Source organism: Deinococcus alpinitundrae (genome assembly GCF_009982895.1).
Taxonomy (GTDB): domain Bacteria; phylum Deinococcota; class Deinococci; order Deinococcales; family Deinococcaceae; genus Deinococcus; species Deinococcus alpinitundrae.
Window position 1 is genome coordinate 77,889 of record NZ_WXZL01000017.1, and the last position, 17,821, is coordinate 95,709.

The window sequence follows — 17,821 nt, forward strand, 5'->3', positions numbered from 1 at the left end:
TGGGAAGTTGTCGAGGTGAGTCGGCCCGGTGTTGGCCGACTCCAGGCGGCCCGGCCAGCGGTTCCCAAGCGCACAACCGAATGGATTCAGAGCGTGCGGTGAAACAGCGGCCGAGTCACGGGATACAGCTGCTGGAAGCGCCCGAACTCGGCTGTGTAGAGGTCACGACGCGCGGCGTCGACGTGGAAGCGCCGAGCAGGTTGGCGACCGAGGACCTGCTGGCGGTAGGCGGCCAGCGAGTCGCTCCAGCCCAGGGAGGCAAACGCCGGATAGGCGCTGCCCAGCACCGGCAGCAGCGAGGCCTGCTGCGGCACCAGCACGTCCGTCCCCAGTACATCGGCGACGATCTGGCACCACACCGGGCTGCGGCTCCCGCCGCCCAGCAGCGTGAGGGCCTCGCCGCCACCGGGTCGCGCGGTGGCCCGCAGCGGCTCGGCGGTGGCCCGCAGCGCGTAAGCCACGCCCTCCAGCGCCGCCCGCGCCAGATCGCCGGGGCCAGTCTCGCTGCCGATGCCGAGGTAGACCCCGCGCGCTTGCGGGTCGTCGACCGGTGAGCGCTCACCGGCCAGATAAGGCAAGCACAGCAAGCGGGCGGGCGCAGCGCGGCCCACCAGATCTTCGAGCGCCGCATCATCACCGCCCGCAAAGACCTGCGCCGCCCAGCGCCAGACCGACCCGGCATTGGTGAGCGGGGCGACCGCCAGAACGGCCGAGGCGCTCAGCAGCGGCAGCCGGAACACCCCAGGGCGGGCCGCTTCAGGCCGCGTCACCACCCCGATGAAGCCGCTGGTGCCGAGGTAGACGTGGCGCTCGCCGAGCTGGGCCTGGCCCGCGCCCAGCGCCGTGGCCCCCGCGTCACCGATGCCGGTCAGCACCGGCAGGTTCAGCGGCAAGCCCAGCTCAGCCGCCGCCGCCGCGTGGACCCGTCCGGCCAGGGCGGTAGGCCAGCACAGTGCAGGCAACTGAAGATCAAGGCCCAGCTGGGGGAGCCACGCCGCCATCCAGCTTGAGCTTTCCAGGTGATACAGCCCGGTGGTGGCCGCCGCCGTGTGGTCGGTAACGTGAGCGCCGCACAGCCGCTCGATCACAACGTCCTTGGCCCCGATGTGCAGCCGGGGCCGTTCCAGCAGCACTTGCGGACGGTGGCGTTTGAGCCACAGCAGTTTGGGCAGGATGGACGCGCCGCCGTGCGGATTGCCCGTCACCTGCGCCGGATCAGCGCCCAGCAGCGCCGTCAACTCATCGGCTTCCAGCTCGGCGCGGGTATCCGAGTACAGGATGGCGGGGCCGGTCTGCGTGCCCCGGCGGGTCAGCACCAAGTCCTGCATCTGGCCGCTGAGACTCAGGGCGCACAGTGCGCCCAGCTGCACGCCGCTGTCCTGCCAGGCCCGCACCACTTCGCGGCAGGCCTGCCACCACGCCTGTGGGTCCTGCTCGACCTGGCTCGGCGCGGGGCGCTGCGTGACGAGGGCCACCTGATGCTCGGCCAGCACCTCCCCGCTGCGGCTGAGGACCACGCCCTTGACGGCGCTGCTGCCCACGTCGAGCGCCGCCACTGCCTGCTCACGCCCTGCGGGATTGCTCACTGCCGCGCGCCCGTGCCGAGCCGCTGCACGGTGACGGCCAGAATGACGATCAGGCCGGTGATCACGTCTTGCAGGTAGGTCGGAACCTGCAAGATGGTCAGGCCGTTGGCCAGCACGCCGATGATCACCGCTCCCACCAGCGTGCCGAACACGTTGGGAATGCCGTCCTTGAAGGCCGTCATGCCCAGAAAGGCCGCCGCGTAGGCGGGCAAAAAGAGGCCGTTGCCGCCGGTGGGCTGGGCCGATCCCAGCCGCGAGGCCAGCAGCGCTCCGGTAAAGGCCGCCAGCAGGCCCGACAGCGCAAAGGCCAGCGTCTTGGAGCGCCCGGTGTTGATCCCGGCGATTCGGGCGGCGCTCTCGTTGCCGCCCACCGCGTAGATGCGGCGGCCCGGCGGGGTGTGCGTCAGCAAAAACCACACGGCGACGATGACCGCCAGCGTCACCAGCGACAGGGCCGGGATGCCCAGCAGCGTTGCCCGGCCCAGCGCCGGAAAGGCAGGCGGAATGTTCTCGAAAACGGTGGAGCCGCCGGTCAACCAGAAGGTCAGGCCGCCCAGGACCGTGCCCACCGCCAGCGTCGTGATAAACGAGAGCAGCCGAAACGAGGTGATCAGCAGGCCGCTCACCAGACCGGTGCCCAGCCCGGCCAGCCCGGCCAGGGCGAAACACAGCGCAACCGGCACGCCCCGCACCGCCAGTTGCGCCGCCACCACCCCACCGAGGCTGGCCAGCGCCCCTACCGACAGATCGAACTCGCCCGCCGCCATCACGACGGTGGCCGCCGTCGCCACGATCACCAGAAAGGCGATCTGGCGGGAGATGTTGAGCGCGTTTTCTACGCTGAAAAAAGCCGTGGGACTGAGCGCGCTGAAGCCGGCGATGATCAACGCGGCGGCCACCAGCGTGCCGTAGCGGCGCAGCCAGCGCGTGAACATCACGCTCCTAGACGTTTCAGGAAGCATTCGCCACCGCCCCGGAACCGCCAGATCCCCCGGACTCCGCCACCGCCGGGCCGTAGCAGGCCCGCAAGACAGCGTCCTGGGTCAGCGCCGCGCCTTCCAGCAAAGCCACGCTGCGCCCGGCGCTGAGCACCAGAACCCGCTGCGCCACCTCCAGCAGTTCGCCCAGATCGGAACTGACCAACATCACGCCCGCGCCGCGTGCCGCCTGGTCGCGCAGCAGGGCGTGAATGGCCCGGCGGGTCAACACGTCCACCGCCTGGGTCGGCTCGTCGCACAGCCACAGGCCGGGTTGCTGTGCCAGGGCACGGGCCAGCACCACCTTCTGCTGATTGCCGCCGCTGAGTTCGCTGGCGCGCTGCTCGACGCTCGCCGCGCGAATGTGCAGGTGCTCCACCGCCTGCTGGCTGGCTTGGTGCTCACTGGCCCGGCTCAACACGCCGCGCCGGGTGTGCTGAGCGAGGGTGGCCAGGGTGACATTCTCGCGCAGGCTCATCTGCCCCACTAGCCCGTGGGCGCGGCGGTCTTCGGGAATCAGCACGGCGCTCGGCCTGGGCGCGGCCCACTGCAACGTGCCCGCCGAGGACTTGCGCAGGCCCGCCAGGGTTTCGAGCAGTTCGCTGCGGCCCGCTCCGGCCAGCCCGTAGACGCCCAGAATCTCGCCGCTGTGCAGGGTAAACGAGACGTCTTGCACCCGCCCGTCACGGCTGGCGAGGTGGTGGGCGCTTAGCAAGGCTGCGCCGGGGGGCCGGGGCGGTTGACCGATCGGAGTCGGCTGGTCTGCCAGCGGGCCGCCCTCCGGGGCCACACCCGACATGGCGCTCACCAGCTGCTCGGCGCTGGCTTCCCGGCGTCCAAACGCCGCCGCCACCTGACCGCCGCGCAGCACCGTGACCCGGTCGGCCAGATCGAGGACCTCGTCCAGCCGGTGAGAGACATACAGCGCGGCACAGCCCTCGGCACTCAGACGGCGGATCAGCGCGAACAGCAGCTGGGCGTCATGGTCGGTGAGCGAGGCGGTCGGCTCGTCGAGAATCAGCAGTCGGCCAGGCCGCATCACCGCCCGCAGCAACTCGGTGAGGGTGCGCTGGGTCGGCGTCAGGTCCTGAACCAGCACCGAGAGCGGCAGATCCAGGCCCAGCTCCGCTTGCCGCCGCTGCGCCGCTGCGCGCATGGCCCGCCAGTCGATTCGCCCGGCCCGCTGCGGATAAGGCCGCCCCAGGTACAGATTTTCCAGAGCGCTGAAGCCTGCCACCAGTTGCCGCTCCTGGTGAACCGCCCGGATGCCGAGGGCCTGCGCCTGCGCCGGACCAGCAAACCGCACCGGCTGGCCGTTCCAGCGCAGCTCGCCACCGCTGGGCGCAGTCACGCCGGTCAGCACCTTGATGAGCGTGCTCTTGCCCGCGCCGTTCTCGCCCACCAGCGCGTGAATTTCACCGGCCCGCAGGCTCAGGTCCACGCTTTGCAGCGCCGCCTGATCCCCGAGCGACTTGCTGAGGCTCCTCAGCATCAGCAGCGGCGGCGCTCCGTCGGGCGGGGTCAAGGTTTGCGGGTGACCAATGACGCCGGGGCGTAGAGTTCGGTGGCGATGACCGGCTGGCCCTTGAAGACCCGGTCGATTTGCTGCGCGACCAGCACCGCCATCTGCGGAAAGTTCTGCTTGAGGGTCGCGATGATCGGCGAGCCTTTCTGGATCATGTCGGTGGCCTGACTGGTGCCGTCGATGCCGGTGACTTTGATGCCGGTGCGCCCCGCAGCCTGAATGGCCTGCGCCGCACCGATGGCCGGTTCGTCCCAGCCGGTCCAGACGGCGGTGATGGCTCCCTTGCCGGGGTTGGCCAGCAGGATATTCTCCATCTGCTGACGTGAATTCTCGATGGGGCCGGGAACCTGAACCTGCTGCTCGGTGACGACGTGAATGCCCGGATAATTTTTCAGCGCCGCGTCGAGCGCCTGGGTGCGCTTGAGCACGCCGGGGTGGGGGCGGTAGGTCAGCACCACCAGATTGCCCTTGCCGTTCATGGCCTTGAACAGCAGATTGGTGATGCTCTTGCCCATCGCGGCGTTGTCACTGGTGGCGTTCATGGCCATGCCGGGGATGTAGCCGCTATCCAAGCCGAACACCGGAATTTTGGCCGCATTGGCCGACTGAATCTGGGTTTTGAGCGGGTTAGGGTCGGTACTGACAATGACGATGGCGCTGACCTTTGACGAGATCACGTCCTCCATCCGGCTGGCGAGCTGACCCATGTCGCCCTTGGTGTCCACGACGTTGGTCTTCCAGCCGCGCTGCTTGGCCTGATCTTGCAGAGAAGCGATCATGGCGTTGGTCGTCACCGACTGCTGAAAGGGCGTGAGGATGGCGACCGTTTTGGGATCGGCGGCCAGGGCGCTGGGCAGCAGCAGGCTCAAGGTCAGGGCGGCGGTCAGATGGCGGGCACGGCGATTGGGCATGGCTTCTCCTGTGGGTCAGTACAGCATACGCAAAATCGCTCCCCGGGCAGCTCGGCACGGGTCCAGTCGAGACGTCGGGCCGCCGCGGCCGCACAACCCGGAGGATTTCACCGGGCCGAAGTGTCATACTGCTCTCAATCTATATGCCTCCTTCGGATGTCCTAGAGTTCAAGTTGTTGGGTGTTGCGGCGCTCAACCTGGGCCCGCTGGAGTTGACGCCCTCGGTGCGCAAGGGCCTGGGCCTGCTGGCTTACCTGGCACTGGAAGGCCCCACCGACCGCTCCCAGTTGGCCGATCTGCTGTGGACGGAACTCAGCGAGAGTGACGCCCGGCGGAATTTGCGTCAGGAACTGTGGCGGCTGCAGCGCTCAGCGCTCTCCGGCTGGCTGGACATCAAATCCGAGAGCGTGGGCCTCACGGCTGGCGTGCACACCGACGTCGCCGCCTTTCACGACGCACTGGCCGCCCACGACCTCAGCCGCGCGCTTGCCGCGTACGGGGGGCCGCTGCTGAGCCGTTTCGAGCTGCAAGGCGCAGGCGGGTTCGAGGGGTGGCTCTCCGAACGTCGGGACAGCCTGACGGCGCTGTGGAAAGACGCGGCGCAGCGCCACGCCGCCGCGCTGGAAAGCGCGGGCGATCTGCGCGGCGCACTGGGGTTGCAAGTTCAGCTACTGCAAGACGACGAGTTTCAGGAAGTTCACCAGCGCGAGGTCATCCGGCTGCAACTGGCGCTGGGCGAACGCGCCGCCGCGCTGGGACGCTACGAGCGCTACGCAACCCTGCTCAAAAGCGAACTGGGTCTGGAGCCGCTGCCGGAAACGCGGGCGCTGGTCACCGCCCTGAATACGCCCCAGCCGCTGGTCCCCAGCCCTGACCCGGGTCCGGTCTCCGTGCCGCGCCTGGAACTGCCCCTGGTGGGCCGCCGCGCCGAGTGGGCCGCCCTGCAAGATGACCCCGCCGCCCTGACCATTCTGGTGGGCGAAGCGGGCATCGGCAAAACCCGGCTGGCAGAGGCGTTCGCGGCCACCTTCGGCGCCGCGCTGCACCTGCGGGCCTTTGAAGTGTCGCTGCACACCCCGCTTTATCCGGCGGCGGAGGCGCTCCGTGCGGCGCTGGGTCAAGCGAGGTACCGCGAACGGCTGGACTCGCTGGAAGCCGTCTGGCGCAGCGAAGCCGCCCGCCTGGTGCCGGAACTTGATTCTGCCGTGTCGGCGGCCATGCAGCCCGATGGACGCGCACGCTTTCTGGACGGGGTGGCGCGGGCGCTGACCTGCGCCGCCAGCGTGGACGGCGTGCTGGTCTTCGACGACCTTCACTGGGCCGACCCGATGACCCTGGAACTGCTGCTGCATCTGGTACGGCGACCCCCGGCGCAGCGCCCGCGCTTGATCGCCACGGTGCGGGCACAAGAACTCCAGGACCACCCGGCGCTCAGCGCGGCCCTCGGCAGCCTGGAGCGCGCAGGACAGCTGCGCCGCTTGCCGTTGTCCGGGCTGAGTGGGCCAGAGGTGCTGAATCTGGTGCAGGTGCTGTCCGGCAGCGCGGCCCAGCGCTTCTCGGCGCGGCTGTTCGAGGCCACCGGTGGCCACCCGCTCTACTTGCTGGAAAGCCTGCGGCATCTGTTTGAACTCGGCATTCTGCACCAGGGCGCAGGCGGCGAGTGGAACACACCGTTCGACGGCTCGACGCGCGATTACGCCGAGCTGCCCTTGCCGCACAGCGTCCGTGGGGCCATCGTGCAGCGGGTCGATCACCACGGTCCCGCCGCACGGCGGCTGCTGGAAGCGGCCAGCTTGTCGGAGGGCGGCTTTCAGCTCGACGATCTGGTTCCGGCCCTGTCCCTGTCCGAGTGGGAAGCGCTGGAAGCGCTGGAGCGGCTGCTGAGCGCCGGACTGCTTGAGCGCACCCAGGAGGCTTACGGCTTCTCGCACGATCTGGTGCGGCGGGTGCTGCAAGAAAGCCTGATGCCCGAGCGCCGCCGTCTGATTCACCGCAAGCTGGCCGAGCGCCTGCAACACACGGGTGGCCCCGCCCACCGGGTGGCCCGTCACCTCGAAGAAGCCGGGCAGGTGGCGCAGGCGTCGCCCTGGCGCGTGCGGGCCGCCCAGGATGCGGCGCGGCTCTACGCCCACCGTGAGGCGCTCAGTCAGTACCAGCTGGCGCTGCACGACGGCCTGACGGCGCAGGAGACCTTCGTTGTGCGGCTGGCCCGCGCCGAGCTGTTCAGGCTGCTGGGCGAATTGCCTGCCCGTGAAGCCGAACTCAGCGCCCTGCAAGTGCTGACGGCTGAGCTGGAGACCACCGATTTGCAAGCCGAACTCGGCCTGAAGTGGGTTGTTTTTTTTCTGGACGCCGGACGGTACCCGCAGGCCCACACGGCGGCCCATGCACTGCTCAGCCTTCCGCTGCCGCCCGAACAGCGGGCCGCAGCCCTGCGGGTGGCGGGCTTTACCCTCGGCAGACTCGGACGGCCCCGGGAAGGTGAGGCCCTCCTGACGCAGGCCCTGGCCCTGCCCGGTGAGCGCTCGGCCCTATTGCTGGCCCAGATTCACAACGACCTGAGCAATTTCACCTTGGAGCGCGGTGATCTGGCCCTGGCCCGCCAGCACAATGAGGCCGCCCTCAGCGGCTTCGGGGCCGACGGCAACACCCGCGCCTGCGCCATCGCGCTCAATTCCAGCGCCCGCATCGCCCACGCCAGCGGCGACGAGGCGCTGGCCCTGGGCCGCCTGGAAGACGCGCTCAGGGCGGCCCGCACCACCGGGGACCTGCACCTGCAAGTGATGTTTCTCAACAACATGGTGCGTCTCCAGGTGGATCAAGGCCACTTGGATCAGGCCCTCAGCGCCCTGCACGAAGGGCTGGCCGTCTTGCCCGAACCGCGTGATCCGGTGCATGAAGGGATGCTGCGTAGCCGCACGGCTGACGTGCAGCGCCTCAGGGGCGAGCTGGGTCAGGCGCTGGACAACGACGTGTCGGCCATCGCACTCGCCGATCAGATTGGCGCGGTTGCGGTGCAGCTCACCCGCCGCCTGCATCTGACGCGGTTCTTGCTGCACCTCGGTGATCTGGACGGCGCTGGGCGCTGGCTGGCACAGGCCCAGCAGCTCTATGCAAACGATCAGGAACCGCACCTCCTCCTGGAAGTCGCCCACGCCGAATTCGGGTTGCGCCAGCAGCAAGCCGCAGCGGTGCTGGCACGCCTGGAGCCCGTTCTGGCCCAGCAGGGCGACAAGCAGGGCGACGAGTGGGACTGGCTGACCCTCCTGCGCGGCGCGGCGTATCTGGCGCTTGGGCAGCCTGCCCTGGCGCTGGCGGTCTTGCCCGCCTCTCTTCAGCGCCCTGCGCTGCGGGCGCTTGGCGTCGGCATCCGGCTTCACGTCGATGCCAATCCGGACACCCAGCTTGAGAGCCGCGTCCTGCTGTCTTCAAACCAGCTCGCGCCCCTTGAGAAGCTGGCCCTGATCCAGGTGCTCCTCAAGGCAGCTCCCGAGCACCAAGCGCTTCAGCAGGAGTATCAGCGTCTTCACCTCCGATTGGCCGCCAGTTTGCCGCCTGTCCTTCGGCCCCAGTTCGCCGGGAAGCCGCTGCTGAGCAGGCCAGGTTGATCAAACCTCCCATTCTCTCCAGTTACGCAGCGGTGACGGTCTAATTTTTAAGCTCTGTTCAGCTTCGGGGCCGAGCCTGAAGCCTGATAAGGAGAACACCATGAACCGTCCCCTGATGAATACCGTTTTGATCATAAGCCTCAGCTTCGCCGCTGGCAGTTTGCCCCTCGCCGCTCCGGCGGTTCTGCCTGATTCCGTGCTCGTGATGGCACCCGTTCCCTCAGCCGACGTCAGCTCCAGTCTCATGCCCACTCAGGGCTTCACTGCTCAGCTCAGCAGCACTCTGGTGGGCGCAGTCAAGCGCATCCTCCATAATCCGCCCACCTACTGAGCGCCCCAGCACCCACCCAGAAAACCCTGACTCATATGGGATCAGGGTTTTCTGCTGTCTGCCTCCAGCGTCACCGCCTCCTGTGGCGGCTCCGAACGCCCGGTGACGCAGCGGTGACGGGCTGATTTCTAAGTTCCCTTCAGCTTCGGGGCCGAGCCCGAAAACGCAAGGAGTCACACATGAATCGTAACCTGATTGGTGCCGCCCTGATCCTGAGTCTGAGCCTCGCCGCTTGCAGCGCCTCCACCCCCCCGGTGGTCACGCCCGTTCCCGTCGTCGATCCCGTGCCGGTTCCCCAGGCCGATTTCAATTTCACCTTGACGCCCGCTGTGGTCAATGTCCAGGTCAATGGCGCAGCGGAACTGAGCGCCACCCTTCAAGGCAGCGGCGGCTTCGCCGGGGCCGTGACCCTGACACTGCTCAATCCGCCGGTGGGAATCAGCGCGGCCGCCGTGACGGTTCCGGCTGGAGCCACCACGGCCAAGCTCGACCTCAAGGCCAGCAGCGCCAGCATAGCCGGAGACGACACCCTGACCTTTGCCGCCGATGCCGGCACGCTGCACAAAACCGTGCAGGTCAAGATCAACGTGGCCGCCGCCCCCGTGCCGGTGGGCCAGGCCGCCCTCACGCTGGTCGCCACACCTGAGAGCCTCAAGCTCAAGGCCGGACAGCCCACCAGCTTGACGGTCAAGGTGACGCGCAGCAACGTCACCGGACCGGTGACGTTGCACCTGGGCAACCTGCCCATCAACGTCACGGCAGCGGACGTGGTGATTCCTGACGGGCAGGACAGCGCCCAGATGACACTGACCCAGAGCAGCAAGAGTCCGGCGGGCAGTAGCACCATTCAGCTGCAGGCCAGCTCGGACGCGGTCAAGACCTCGCTGAACATCCCGCTGACGGTGGAAAGCGCCGGGAGCCTGCCCACTGCGCCGACGGTGAGTGCCACCAGCCCCGCCTCGAATGCCTAGGCCGTCAACAGCGCCGGGTTGAGTGTGGGCGTGACCTTCTCGCAAGGCATGAAGAGTGACGCGGCCAAAGCCATCAGCATCTCGCCGAATGTGCCGAATTTCTTCTGTGCGGTGAACGACAGCAATGCCGAGCTTAAGGACGTGAGTTGGAGTTGCAGCGGCGACTTTCAACCGGGCCTGACCTACACCGTGACAGTGGCCACGACGGCTCAGAACATGGCGGGCGTGGCACTGGCCCAGCCGTACAGCTTCAGCTTCAAGACCGCAACGCAGGCCATCCCCGATCCACTGCGTCACCGCTGGAGACTGGCGTCCGGAGGGAGATCTTGCCAATGGGATCCAATCCAACGTCAAGCGATTAGAGTACGTCTGAAAACCTGCTGACGCAAATTTCCCCTGCGTAAAAGATGGCGAACGATCCGTCGAGAGGTGATCTGGCGATGATTCGGTCCGCGTATCCAAACGGCCCCACCAATGCTGAGTGGAATGTCCTCGTAGCACTCTTCGCTCTTGAAACTCCAGTCAGCCATCCCTGCAGATGGTTTTTACAGGAGGTTCTGGACGGCATCTTCCCTATCCTATGTAGGACCTCTCCTGACTGGCGACCTCACAATTTCTCCCTTGGCATTAGCGAGGCAGCTGTGGGATCAGGCAGTATCGGAACTTGACAGTTCCGATACTGTTTGGTATCGTATCTACGAGGGGGAATTGCATGTTATGGCTACAAACGTTACCGCTGAGCCTGCCGCACTCGGTCGTAAGCGGGACCACTCACTCGACGCCAAGATCATGGATGCCACCCTGGAGATCCTCGCCGAAGTTGGTCTGACCGGCCTGACCATGGATCTGGTGGCGGCACGGGCAGGTGCTGGGAAGGCGACGATCTATCGCCGCTGGACCTCGAAGAACGACCTGGTCATCGATGCCGTCGAGCACCTGAAACGCATTCAGGTGGATCTCGAGGATTTGCCTGACACAGGCACGCTCCGCAGTGATCTGCTTGGTCTGGGCAAGCCCCTGTCGCTTGAAGAAACTGAGCAACGGCTCAAGAGCATGGCGGGCCTCGCCTCACTACTTTCACAGGGCCAGACTTTCGCCGACGCCGTCAACGCCGCCGTAATTCAACCGTGGGCCGAGGCACACTTGACCCTGATGCAGCGTGCCGCCGGGCGCGGCGAAATCGCCGCCGACGCCGACCTCGGCACACTCTGCCAGATTCTGCCAGCGATGGCCGCTTACCGCTCGCTCGTCCAGCGCCAACCATTCAACCAGGAATTCCTCTTGTCGATGGTCGACGGTGTTCTTTTGCCTGCACTGCGGCGGTAACTGGGCGCACAACCAATACCGCCTGGATAATCACCGGCTGTGTTCACCCGTTGTCCTTGTGTGGCCTCGTGGCTCCCTCACTCTGGCGGATGCCGATTGACACTTCAGCACCTGAATCCTCAAAGGAGAACATGATGATCAATGTGACCCCTCACCTGAACTTTCGTGGTGACGCCCGCTCAGCCCTCGCGTTCTATCAATCCGTTTTCGGCGGCCAGATCGCCTCGATCAGCTTCGCCGACGCCCACAATGTGCAGAGCGAGGGCGGCCTTGCCACCTTAGAAGAGGCGAACCAGATCATGTGGGGCCAAGTTCTGAGCGACAAAGGCTTCCACGTGATGACCTACGATGTGCCGTCCGCCTTGTCTTACGACGCAGGTGACAAGCCGGTGTTTGTCTCTGTGCGCGGCGATTCGGCGGAGGAAATCACGACCTACTGGAATGGACTCAAGGCAAGCTCGACTGTGATAGCGGATCTGGGTCCGGCGGCCTGGGGTGCGCCGCTGTACGGGATGCTCAAGGACAAGTTTGGCGTGACCTGGGTGCTGGATCTCCAAGTCAGTTACTGACCAATTGAATCTCATCCTCAGACTGAACTCGGTGCCTACCAGCCAATGGAACGGTGACCCCATACCCAGCGGTGTAGTGCAATATCAACAGTGGCCCACGCCTTCTCTGATCGCGCCCTCATTCGCTCAGGCGTCCTGATTTACCAGACTCGTTCCCAGAAAGTTGATCATGCAGGCAACCGAGACGCATTCATTTGAAATCGCTGACCAGCTCACCGCTTGGCTGAACACGAATCACGCGTCACGCACAGAACTCTGGGCACGGGTCTTCAAGAAAGGGTCGGGCATACCGACGGTCGACTGGAACGATTGCGTCGCCGCCCTCACCTGGGGCTGAATCGACGGTCAGCTCAAGGCACTCGATGAAGTCTCGTTCGTGCAGCGCCCGACGCCGCGCCGTCCTAGATCAGCTTGGTCGATCCGGAACTACGAACACGCTGAGCGCCTGATCGTCGAAGGACTGATGCAGCCGCCCGGCCTGTCGCAGGTCGAGGCGGCCCGTCAGGATGGGTGCTGTAGGCGTACGCGGGTTCGGCCACTATGGTCATCCCAGATGATTTCCTAGACGCGCTGCGGGCCGACGCGGCGGCGCACACGATGTTCGCGACGCTGAACCGCCGCAACCTCTGCATGATTGTCACCTTCTTCAGACCGCCAAATGCCCGGAGATGCACACAAAGCGAATTGCAGAAATGATTCGGGAAGTAGCGCGGTGAAACGTTTTACTGAGAATCAAGAAGGATAGCAGTGGCGTTTTAAAATTGCCTGCTGACCTTTCAGAGTAATTGATAGGCTTAAGGAAGGCGGCATAGCCACTCTCTTGCTCAGGTCTTATCCATTTATGGAGCCGCAACACTGACGCTCAGGTCGCGGGGGGTACTGGAGCCGTTGCTATTTGTTCGGGCAAGTCACACGGGGTCTTGCTTGAAGTCAGCACTGCGGGTTCTGCGAGTTGTCATGATGGGTCTCCCATTGTCGAAGCTCATCTCCACCTACGCAAAACTGAATCACCCTTACTTTATTATTGCTCTATTCACCTGAGCTGCAACCCGCTGATCGCCTGTGGCAACTGACTGACGCGGCGCTCACGAACCGTTACTTTGAGATGCTGGCGCGGCTTCAAGAGGCACCCTCCCTATAGTGCCACTGGCTCAATAAACAACGCGACCTGACCGAAGCGTTGACCAGCTTCAATGGATGGCGAAAATAATGAATTGATCGGAATTGGTATCAGTTCTCTTAGGCGAAGAAGCAGGCAGCCCCATACGGCAGGATAGGAGTCCGTCCAAGACGGGGGGCCTTTCTGCCTGAGACAGGTCAACGCTTTTCGCGAAATGCCGTGTTCCTGATGGGTCATTTTGAGTTCTCGTTCGAGCTTCTTGACCCGCGCTTCATGTCCACTGAGCGCTGCGAACCTCGTCCAGTAAATTGAAGGCGGGCCGCCATTCCATGCTGCTCGTAATGCCGTCTTCAGCGCACCACGAGATGGGGAGAAAACCCTGAATTTCAGGCGATCTCTGTACAGCTCTTCCTGCTTCTGAGCACCAAGCGCACAGCTTCTTCCCTGAACTCTTCTACATCATCGGAGCAAGATCACGGCAGAGAAGCTGCCTGCCGGTTTCATGTTGCTGCTTTACACCCAGTGGGGATTCCTGACCTGGCTGGACGCCAGCGGCAATACCGAGCGGCTTCTGGACCGAGTGGCTTCCGTCTTGCCAGAAGCGTGGAACAATCACAAGCATGACCAGGCCACCCGCCGTACCGCCGTCTCTCCGTGACCTCGTGCGGCTGCGGCGCGTGCGTGACCGGATCGACCGGGACTACGCCCAGCCGCTGAACGTCGAGGCGCTCGCCCACAGTGTGAATATGTCCGCTGGGCATCTGAGCCGCCAGTTTCGGCTGGCGTACGGCGAATCGCCCTACAGCTACCTGATGACCCGGCGCATTGAGCGTGCCATGGCCCTGCTGCGCCTGGGGCAGCTCAGTGTCACCGAGGTCTGCTTCGAGGTCGGTTGCTCGTCGCTGGGCACCTTCAGCACCCGCTTCACCGAGCTGGTCGGCATGCCTCCCAGCACCTACCGCCACCAGGCGAAGGGCGGAATGGCCGGCATTCCACCGTGCATCGCCAAGCAGGTAACCCGGCCCATCAGGAATCGAGAAGCAACCAGGTCGTTACGCCAGTAACATAAGCAGCATGAACCTGACCATTCACCAGACGTTCTTACCGCACACCGACCCGGACGCCTCCCTGGCCTTCTACCGCGACACCCTCGGCTTCGAGGTCCGGGGCGATGTCGAGTACGGCGGCCTGCACTGGATCACGGTCGGCTCCGCCGACCAGCCTGGGACGTCCATCGTCCTGTACCCGCCGACGGCGACGCCCGGCGTCACCGACGACGAGCGCCGGACCATCGCCGAGATGATGGCCAAGGGCAGCTACGCCACCCTGATCCTGGCCACCCCGGATCTCGATGCCACCTTCGAGCGGGTGCAGGCCAGTGATGCCGAAGTGGTTCAGGAACCGACCGCCCAGCCGTATGGTGTGCGCGACTGCGCTTTGCGTGATCCGGCCGGCAACCTGATCCGCATTCAGGAGCGGTCCTGAGCGCGCTCGACCGATTGCTCGGGCGCTGGGCGTTCACCATGCACCACACGTCCCGCACCGAACCCATCAGCGGCCAGCTGCGCTACGAACGGGTGCTTGGCGGGGCGTTTGTGATGCAGCACTGGAGCGACGACCATCCCGACTTTCCCGATGCCCTGTCGCTGCTCTCGGAGACGCAGTCTCATTATTTCGACGTGCGGGGCATCGTCCGGATGTTCGACCTCAGGCTCGATGATGCCGGTTGGACGATGGTGCATCTGGATCAGGACTTCTCTCAGCGCTTCGAGACACGCTTTGAGGGTGCAGATGCTCTGCAGGGCACGGGGGAAGCCTCGTCCGACGGTGGAATCACCTGGCGGCCCGACTTCACGATCACCTCCCGACGGCTACTCTAAAGGAGGCGTTATCGAGAGGTGTCAGTCATCAAAAACCCCAACTGATTCACGAACGGCGCCGAGTTGACTGTACTATTTAATACTATGCCGAAAATCAACTGCGTCTTTCAGATTGAGTCCGCATACTGACGATGTGAGGGTCACATTCACGTTGAAGGCTCAGTTCTGATGCGACGTGGAGAGCGTGACTCTAATCAGCTCTCCCCGACCGTTTTCCGGTGGTGGCCGACCATTCTCTTCTGGGTTTCCATGCATCTGTTGCTGGGCTTCTGGCTCTTCGGCAGAGCCGAGCAACCTGTCTGGTCCCTCCTCCCAAACAGCGCGTTCCTGCTCGTGGCTGCCGGCCTCATCTTCTTTATCTCCTGGGTGCTGGGTGCCTTCCGGTTGCCGCGTCAAATCGTGCCCCCACTCATTTTGATGACGGTCGGTCTCGTCCTGGCCATGATTCAGCAGGGTTTTTTTCCGCCCACTGCGTCTTCCACGCTCCTGTGGCCTCACGTCGTCCCACTTCTGGTGGTGGCCGGATTCGTGTGGGTCATGGTCGTCAATTTGCGGATGATCGTCCACCGCCTCAAGCTCCAGCAGCGTCTGGCGAACCAGGACAACCTGACGGGCCTGCTCAACCGTGCGGGAATGCAGCGGGCCTTGCACCATCTCACCGCGCAGCAACAGGCTGTGCTGTTGATGATGGATTTGAACGACCTCAAGTCCATCAACGATCTCAGCGGCCACGATGCGGGCGACCAGCATATCCAGGCGGTTGCTCAGGCCATTCTGGAAGCCCTCCCGAAAGACGCCGTGGCCAGCCGGTGGGGAGGCGATGAATTTCTGGTGCTGCTGCTCCACTCCAGTGAGGCACAGGCCGATCACGTCGCGCAAACGGTCATCGAGGCCGCCCCGAAGGTTCGCCTGACTTTACCCGCGCTGGCTTTCGGCACTGCGCAGGTTCACTCCTGCGAGGATGTTCAGCGGGCGATTGCTGTGGCAGATCAGCGAATGTATGAGCACAAGGAACTCACCAAAAGCACCCACCTGAACACCGCCGACCAGCAGGTGCCGAGCGCAGAGGAGTTCATGCGGCTGATCGAGGGCCTCAATTCTCCCCACGAGCTGCTCGAGCGCGGCCTGAATTCTCTACGGCTGATGCTCAGCTTCGATGCCAGCGCCTATGATTCGGTGAAGGGAACGTCACTTCAGGTGTCGTATGTTTCCAGCAATGATCAACAGCGTGACGCCGCACTTTACAATCTCAAACGCGACGTCTCCAGCGGCCTGCTGGGTCAGGCCATGCTCACCAACAGCACCATTGGCACCGCCGATTATGCCTCGGAAGTCGGGGCGATGCCAGAATGGGTCTCGGCTGGTCTGCGCAGCCTGCTGGTCACGCCGGTGCGCGACGCCGGGTCAATTGTGGGCGTGCTCGTCCTGATGAGCTATCGCAACTGGCGGCCCGTCACACCACATGCCCGCCGCCTGCTCGAAGCCGTCGCGCTGCGGCTGGGCCACATCCTGGAGCGCGAGCGTGTCATCAGACAAGTCGAACTGACACTGGAAGGCGGCCTGATGGCGTTGAGCGCGGCGCTGGAAGCGCGCGATATGGAATCGTTCGGGCACACCCAGCGGGTGGTGACTTACGCCAAGAAGCTCGGCACAGCGCTCGGGCTGTCTCGAATCGCTTTGATCGAACTCAAGCAGGGCGCGTATCTGCACGACATTGGCAAACTGATGGTGCCCGACGCGCTGCTGCGCAAACCTGGACAATTGACCCCCGAAGAGTTCAGGGTGATGCAGCAGCATGCCCAGCAGGGCTTCGCGCTGGCCTCCAGACTCCCGAATCTGCCGCAGGGATCTCTGGACGTCATTTTGTATCACCATGAAGACTGGAACGGTGGCGGCTACCCTTCTGGACGGTCGGGCGTGCAGATTCCGTTACTCGCCCGTATCTTCACGGTATGCGACGTCTACGAGGCATTGACCAGTGTGCGGCCCTACAAACCGGCCTGGCTAGTGGCGGTGGCGTTGAGCGAGATTGAGGCGCAGGCCGGGAAGAAGTTCGACCCGGAGGTCGTCGCAACCTTTCTCAAGTTGATGCGCGGTCACCTTCAAGCGGTGGGCACAGACCGACAATCCATCCCACCTCAAGCGTGATGGTGGAAAACGAGAACACGGCTGCCTGCTGCTGTGTTGGCAGCGAGATCGAGCTTCAGGGTGATGGCATTGGCGTCAAGCCTGCTCAGGCTGCTCGCCTTGCGGCCCGACTCGAACGTCAGTTGAGTCCAGAGATCTCTCTTCGGTAATGTTGGCCAGTTCTATGAGACTACGTCCCAGGACAGCATCAAGGTAAGCGCATTGGGGATTAGCGGCGAACCGTGGCGGGCATGCCAGCGCACTGTCGAGATTGGCAGATGCCCGGTCGTACAAACCGTCCAAGACTGTCTGCCCGTTTTCCTGAGGAGCGCTCAACGTCACGGGGCCTTCAAATGAGGCACTCAGCATGCGGCCCAATCCTCGCAGCTCATGGGCCATTGACTGGGTCGGGGAGCTGAGCTCTCTGCGCGGTCGGCGTTGGATAGCTGAGATATTGCGGTTTGCGAAAAAGCTGTCCAGCACGGCTTTGCACCTCAGAATGAGGGTGTGAACGCAAAGGAAACTCGTGCTGGACAGCTTTATACTGACATTCTTGCGACGTGTACCCGCAAGCAGCATCTGGACAACGTCCAGGTGCTGCTCAATCTTTTCCTGGCGGCGATGGGGAAGCCGCTGCCAGCATATGCAACGGTCAAATCGCCCACGGCCCTGAGCCGCTTCCTGAATCATGCTCCCTGGAGCGTGACGGCCATGATTCGGGTCATGCGACATCATGCACGCTCCCAACTGAAGGCGTACCGGAAACGCTGTGTTGGACGGCCACCACGGCTTGGAGTGAACCCAAAACGCAGGACCAGCAGGCAAGTCACTTCTAGGTTGGATGATAGCGGGCAGCGAACTCGGCAGGGGGGACATAGCCAAGACTGGAA

The 17,821-nt window shown here is 64.4% G+C and carries 15 protein-coding genes and 2 pseudogenes; 13 read left to right on the top strand and 4 right to left on the bottom strand.

The window, feature by feature from the left end:
* Positions 1-86: 86 nt before the first annotated feature.
* Genes GUI70_RS15395 through GUI70_RS15410 form a run of 4 tightly spaced genes read right to left on the bottom strand, consistent with a single transcriptional unit; the run spans position 87 to position 4,999 of the window.
* Positions 87-1,586: a xylulokinase gene (locus GUI70_RS15395; RefSeq protein WP_161883202.1), complete on the bottom strand. Its 1,500-nt coding sequence runs from the start codon at positions 1,584-1,586 to the stop codon at positions 87-89.
* Positions 1,583-2,521 (bottom strand): ABC transporter permease, encoded by a 939-nt coding sequence (locus tag GUI70_RS15400; protein ID WP_237724964.1) that lies wholly within the window; start codon positions 2,519-2,521, stop codon positions 1,583-1,585. Before GUI70_RS15400 ends, GUI70_RS15395 begins: the two co-directional genes overlap by 4 nt.
* A gap of 16 nt (positions 2,522-2,537) precedes the next feature.
* Complete coding sequence (locus GUI70_RS15405) at positions 2,538-4,088, bottom strand: sugar ABC transporter ATP-binding protein (protein WP_161883204.1); 1,551 nt, start codon at positions 4,086-4,088, stop codon at positions 2,538-2,540.
* The gene (locus tag GUI70_RS15410; RefSeq protein ID WP_161883205.1) at positions 4,085-4,999 is read right to left on the bottom strand and encodes a sugar ABC transporter substrate-binding protein; all 915 of its coding nucleotides are present in this window, start codon (positions 4,997-4,999) and stop codon (positions 4,085-4,087) included. Before GUI70_RS15410 ends, GUI70_RS15405 begins: the two co-directional genes overlap by 4 nt.
* Before the next feature lie 143 nt (positions 5,000-5,142).
* Between GUI70_RS15410 and GUI70_RS25035 the strand changes: the two genes are divergently transcribed.
* From GUI70_RS25035 to GUI70_RS24425, 13 genes and pseudogenes are all read left to right on the top strand, one after another.
* Complete coding sequence (locus GUI70_RS25035) at positions 5,143-8,607, top strand: ATP-binding protein (RefSeq protein WP_161883206.1); 3,465 nt, start codon at positions 5,143-5,145, stop codon at positions 8,605-8,607.
* 100 nt (positions 8,608-8,707) lie between these two features.
* A complete protein-coding gene (locus tag GUI70_RS15420; RefSeq protein ID WP_161883207.1) occupies positions 8,708-8,938 on the top strand; it encodes a hypothetical protein in 231 nt (76 codons plus the stop codon).
* A 179-nt stretch (positions 8,939-9,117) separates the two neighbouring features.
* A complete protein-coding gene (locus GUI70_RS15425) occupies positions 9,118-9,909 on the top strand; it encodes a hypothetical protein (protein ID WP_161883208.1) in 792 nt (263 codons plus the stop codon).
* Between the two features lie 24 nt (positions 9,910-9,933).
* The gene (locus tag GUI70_RS15430) at positions 9,934-10,293 is read left to right on the top strand and encodes an Ig-like domain-containing protein (RefSeq protein ID WP_161883209.1); all 360 of its coding nucleotides are present in this window, start codon (positions 9,934-9,936) and stop codon (positions 10,291-10,293) included.
* A gap of 405 nt (positions 10,294-10,698) precedes the next feature.
* Positions 10,699-11,235 (top strand): TetR/AcrR family transcriptional regulator, encoded by a 537-nt coding sequence (locus GUI70_RS15435; protein WP_202630497.1) that lies wholly within the window; start codon positions 10,699-10,701, stop codon positions 11,233-11,235.
* 131 nt (positions 11,236-11,366) lie between these two features.
* Entirely contained in the window at positions 11,367-11,804 is a 438-nt protein-coding gene (locus tag GUI70_RS15440; protein ID WP_161883210.1) for a VOC family protein, read from the top strand.
* 169 nt (positions 11,805-11,973) lie between these two features.
* A pseudogene (locus tag GUI70_RS26125) lies at positions 11,974-12,369 on the top strand (YdeI/OmpD-associated family protein).
* 1,057 nt (positions 12,370-13,426) lie between these two features.
* Positions 13,427-13,582 carry a hypothetical protein gene (locus GUI70_RS15445; RefSeq protein WP_161883211.1) on the top strand — a complete coding sequence of 52 codons (156 nt, stop codon included), beginning with the start codon at positions 13,427-13,429 and terminating at the stop codon, positions 13,580-13,582.
* Positions 13,545-13,988, top strand: coding sequence for a helix-turn-helix transcriptional regulator (locus GUI70_RS15450; RefSeq protein WP_161883212.1), 444 nt, complete (start codon positions 13,545-13,547; stop codon positions 13,986-13,988). Before GUI70_RS15445 ends, GUI70_RS15450 begins: the two co-directional genes overlap by 38 nt.
* Positions 13,989-13,998: 10 nt before the next feature.
* Positions 13,999-14,409 carry a VOC family protein gene (locus GUI70_RS15455; protein ID WP_161883213.1) on the top strand — a complete coding sequence of 137 codons (411 nt, stop codon included), beginning with the start codon at positions 13,999-14,001 and terminating at the stop codon, positions 14,407-14,409.
* Between the two features lie 38 nt (positions 14,410-14,447).
* Complete coding sequence (locus tag GUI70_RS15460; RefSeq protein WP_161883214.1) at positions 14,448-14,804, top strand: hypothetical protein; 357 nt, start codon at positions 14,448-14,450, stop codon at positions 14,802-14,804.
* A 417-nt stretch (positions 14,805-15,221) separates the two neighbouring features.
* Complete coding sequence (locus GUI70_RS15465) at positions 15,222-16,952, top strand: HD domain-containing phosphohydrolase (protein ID WP_161883215.1); 1,731 nt, start codon at positions 15,222-15,224, stop codon at positions 16,950-16,952.
* Positions 16,953-17,438: 486 nt separating this feature from the next.
* Positions 17,439-17,821 (top strand): annotated as a pseudogene (locus GUI70_RS24425) (hypothetical protein); the annotation flags it as partial.